Raw genomic sequence first — 3,926 nt, 5'->3', positions numbered from 1 at the left:
CACCCGCCCACCCCCGCCTTTCAGCCGACTCTCAGGTTTCGGTAAGCGGTATAACAGTGTCAGACAAGACAACGCCCACGAAAGCCGGCATATCGTCGTGACTGTCGCAGCCCGGCACCGCCAAGGCACGCCTGCAAAGGCAGCCCGGCGTCGCTCGACCCCGTCTGGCCCACGCATCCGCGCAGACCACCCGGTACGGTCTGGCACCGCCTGGCGTCGCCCGGCGCCACCCAGTGCCACCGGCGCCACCCGGCACGGCCCGGCGCCACTAAGGCACGCCGCGCCCGCCAAGGCACGGCCACGCAGTCACGGCGCCACGGCCACAACCACGAGCGCCGCCGCGCCAAGCCCCACCGCGGCACACGCCGCGGCCAAAGCACGCCCGCCCGGCACCGCCGGCGCGACCACAGCCCATGCCGGCTCAAGAAGACTGAAGACTGGAGAAGCAGCGCATGTTCGTGCTCAAGAATGCATGGCTCGCCACACGGCGCCACCCCTGGCGTGCGGCACTGACCGCCGTGATCGCCCTGGCGACGACCTTCGGCACCGTGGTCTCGTTCGCGGTGGTCCAGGAGAACGCCACCGCGCATGGCTCCGCCTACCGGACGCAATCCGCCACCGCGACGGTGCGCCCCACCGCCGCCACCGCCGCCACCTACGACGGCACCGACGCCGCCTACACCAAGAACTACCTCGACTGGAGCCAGTACTCCGAATACGCCAACGCCGCCCAACAGAAGGGCATCCAGTTCGGCTACACCTTCACCGAGGACGTGCCGGTGCGCCAGACCTCCAAGTTCAAGGCCATCCCCGGCACCGCCGACGCCTCGGCCAGTGACACCGGCGGCGAGCTCCAGCTGCGCGCCTTCTACACGCTCCAAGCCGCCCAGGCCAACGACTGGGGCCGTTACACGGTGGTCAAAGGCAAGCACCTCTCCTACGCGCAGGGTGTCAAGGGCGCCCTGCTCTCCGAGGACCTAGCCAAGAAGAACAACCTCAAGGTGGGCGACACCTTCACCGTGGCCCACCCCAACGACGCCAAGAAAACCGTCACCCTCACCGTGCGCGGCCTGTACCGCTACAACGACCCGGCGCAGGGTACGGACGCCAAGCTCGCGAAGGACAACCGCCTCAACGCGATCTACGTGGCGTACCCGGCGTTCGCGGTGGCCGGCCTGGACCCGCAGACGGGCCAGGAGGCGGCGGACGGCTGGGCCAAGCCCGACCTCAACATCGAGTTCCAGCTCGCCGACCCGTCCACCTATCAGCAATTCGCGAAGGTCGTGAAGAAGGCCGGTCTGCCCAAGACGCACGAAATCTCCTCCCCCACGCTCGCCGCGTACGAGCGGTCCATCGAGCCGCTGGCCGGCGTCGCCGCCTGGATGGCGCCCGCCCGCTGGGTGCTGCTCGGTGTGGGCGGCGCGCTGCTGCTGGCGCTGACGCTGCTCGGCGCGTGGCGCGGCCGCCGCGAGGAAATCGGCTTCGGCCTGACCGTGGGCGCCACGAAGGGCCGCTTGGGCTGGCAGTTCATGCTGGAGTCGTTCATGCTCACGCTACCGGCCTTCGCAATCGGCGCGCTGGCGGGCGGACTGTCCGCCAAGCCGATCGGCGCCGCCCTGGCCGCCGGCCACGGCACGCCGGTCACGAAGGACCTCATGTGGCCGGTCGTCTGGTGGGGCCTGGGCGCCGCGCTGGTGCTCGCCCTCGCCGCGATGCTGCGCGTGGCCACGTTCCGCACCGCCGGCCTGTTCGCCGGTGAGCCGGGAGAGGCCGCCGAGAAGCATGACGAGGAGGCGCCGTCCGCCGGTTCCGAGCCGGCGCAGGACGCCGACGACGCGAAGGAAGCGCAGATGAACGCATGACCGACCACACCACCCACGACGAGGACGCCACGATGACCGATTTCACCGCCGAGAACGCCAGCACCGCCCAGCAGCCGGCTGCCGCCGAGCCCGCTGAGTCCAATCAGCCTGCGGCCGAACCCACGGAGCCCGCCACCGGGCAGCCCGACCAGTCGGCCCCAGCCGCCGATTCTGACAAAGCCGACCAGCCTGCGGCCGAGCCCACGGAGCCCGACCAGTCCGACCAGTCCGCCGACGAGGCGGCCCCGACGCCGGCAGACAGCGTGCACTTCAGCATCGTGTTCGACGACGAGGAGGACGATGACCTGGCCGAAGCACCCGGCGACGCCGCCACGGCCGCAGCCGACGCCGCCGACGCGGACGCCACCGGCACCGCCGCGGAGGCGGCCGGCGCCACCGCGGCGCCGTCGGCCGCCTCCGTCGTTGATCTGGGAGACCTGGCGGCCGATGCCGTCGCTGCCGCTCCCCTGCCTGGCGACGGCGGAGCCGCGGCGCCCGCCGACCGCTCCGCCGAGGCGACGGCGGAGAACGCGCGCCGCGTCAATGAGACCCTGGGATTGGCGACCTCACAGCACACCGATCCGTTGGCCGGGGCCACCCAGCCGGAGGCCGGCGAGCCCGGTGAGACCAGCGAAACCGGCGCGGCCACAACGGCGACCGGCGCGGCCACGACGCTGGCCTCGCGCATCGACCACCGCCTCAAGGCCCTGCACGAGGACGACATCCCGATCAAGGTCTACCCCACCTACGCGTTCAGCAAGGTGACGGTGACCACGCGCCGCTCCGGCCGCAACGTCATCGACGGCATGGACATGGCCTGCTACGCGGGCCACACCTACGCGGTGCTCGTCGAAGAGGGCGACGAGGAACGGCATGAGGCCGTCGCCTCCACGCTAGCAGGCTTCACGCACCCGGACTCGGGCGCGGTGATGAACCGGAGCGCGAACATCGCGGAACTTGAGCCGGTGGAGCTGCGCGGCCACCGCATCGGGCTCATCCCGCGGCGGCATGCGTTGCGCGGCGACCTGGACGCGGAAACGAACGTGCTCATGGCGATGGACGCCTCGAACCGCACCTTCCTCAAGCCCAAGCCGGTCATCGCGCGCGAGCTGCTCGCGCGCACCGGCGTCGAGGGCGCCACCGCGGGCACCAAGGTGCGCGACCTGACGCCGCTGGACCGGTGCCGCGTGGCCATCGCGCGCGCCATCTCCTGCGAGGCAGAGGTCATCATCGCGGACGAGCCGCTGGCCGGGCTCGACGACGCCGGCCGCGAGGAAATCCTGGTGCTGCTCACCACGCTGGCGCGCACGGGCAACCCGAAGCGGTGCGTCATCATCGTCACCGAGGACGCGGAGCTCGCCGACGCCGCCGACCACACCTTCCGCATGTAGCGAGCCGTCTGGCTGCGGCGAGCGCCGCCGCAGCCAGTCGCAGGCCCGGCGGGCTCACTCCTGGAGACGCATGCGGAAGCGCTCGGCGAGGGCGCGCACGTCGGGCACGCCGTAGCGCTGGACCAGCTCGATCCATTCGCGCTTGTTGTCCTCGCCGAAGCGGGCGGCCTTGCGGGTGTAGGCGTCCACGGTGAGGAACTTCGGGGGGATGGATTTGCTGTTGAATTTGTCGGCCATCATCACGGTCTCCTGCTCCAGCGTGACCGGCACGTAGTCGCCGGGCGGCAGGGGTAGGCCCTGGCGTTCCACGGCCTCGCGGGTGAGGCCCACGCCGGTGTGGTTGCGCGCGAACTGGGCGATGGACTCGTCCACGCCCTGGTCGAGCAGCCATTGATAGCCGCGGATGCCGTGCTTGATGTAGTTGGGACCGTCGAATTTGAGCGGTTCGCCGTCGGAACCGTCGTGCTTGAGCACGAGGTAGGTGCCGATGTCGTGGAGCATGCCACCGATGACCACGAGATGCTCGTCGATGAGGCGCGGGGGCACGGTGCCGCCGACCACGCCGTCGGTGGGGGGCACGCTGGCGCGCAGCGGCACGGTATCCGCGCCGTAGACGGTGGCTGCCCATTGGTCGGCGGGCTGGGTTGGTGAGGAAGGCCCGGGGGCGGGGGCC

General features: G+C 71.1%; 3 protein-coding genes. 2 read left to right on the top strand and 1 reads right to left on the bottom strand.

Annotated elements, in window-relative coordinates:
- Positions 1-452 precede the first annotated feature (452 nt).
- Both H7U32_RS09185 and H7U32_RS09180 read left to right on the top strand, forming a co-directional pair.
- The gene (locus H7U32_RS09185) at positions 453-1,862 is read left to right on the top strand and encodes an FtsX-like permease family protein (RefSeq protein ID WP_204469772.1); all 1,410 of its coding nucleotides are present in this window, start codon (positions 453-455) and stop codon (positions 1,860-1,862) included.
- A complete protein-coding gene (locus H7U32_RS09180) occupies positions 1,859-3,253 on the top strand; it encodes an ATP-binding cassette domain-containing protein (RefSeq protein WP_204469771.1) in 1,395 nt (464 codons plus the stop codon). Before H7U32_RS09185 ends, H7U32_RS09180 begins: the two co-directional genes overlap by 4 nt.
- 54 nt (positions 3,254-3,307) lie before the next feature.
- On the opposite strand, the gene H7U32_RS09175 is transcribed toward H7U32_RS09180, so the two are convergent.
- Positions 3,308-3,926 (bottom strand): HD domain-containing protein (locus H7U32_RS09175; RefSeq protein ID WP_204469770.1); only part of this gene is annotated, 619 nt, incomplete at its 5' end.

Source organism: Bifidobacterium pullorum subsp. saeculare (genome assembly GCF_016899725.1).
In the GTDB taxonomy this organism is placed as follows: domain Bacteria; phylum Actinomycetota; class Actinomycetes; order Actinomycetales; family Bifidobacteriaceae; genus Bifidobacterium; species Bifidobacterium pullorum_C.
Note: the sequence above shows the minus strand (reverse complement) of the source record. Positions and strands in the feature narration are given on the sequence as shown.

Coding starts and splice junctions, on each gene's coding strand:
- H7U32_RS09185 (WP_204469772.1), top strand. CDS start 453: ATGTTCGTGCTCAAGAATGCATGGCTCGCCACACGGCGCCACCCCTGG.
- H7U32_RS09180 (WP_204469771.1), top strand. CDS start 1,859: ATGACCGACCACACCACCCACGACGAGGACGCCACGATGACCGATTTC.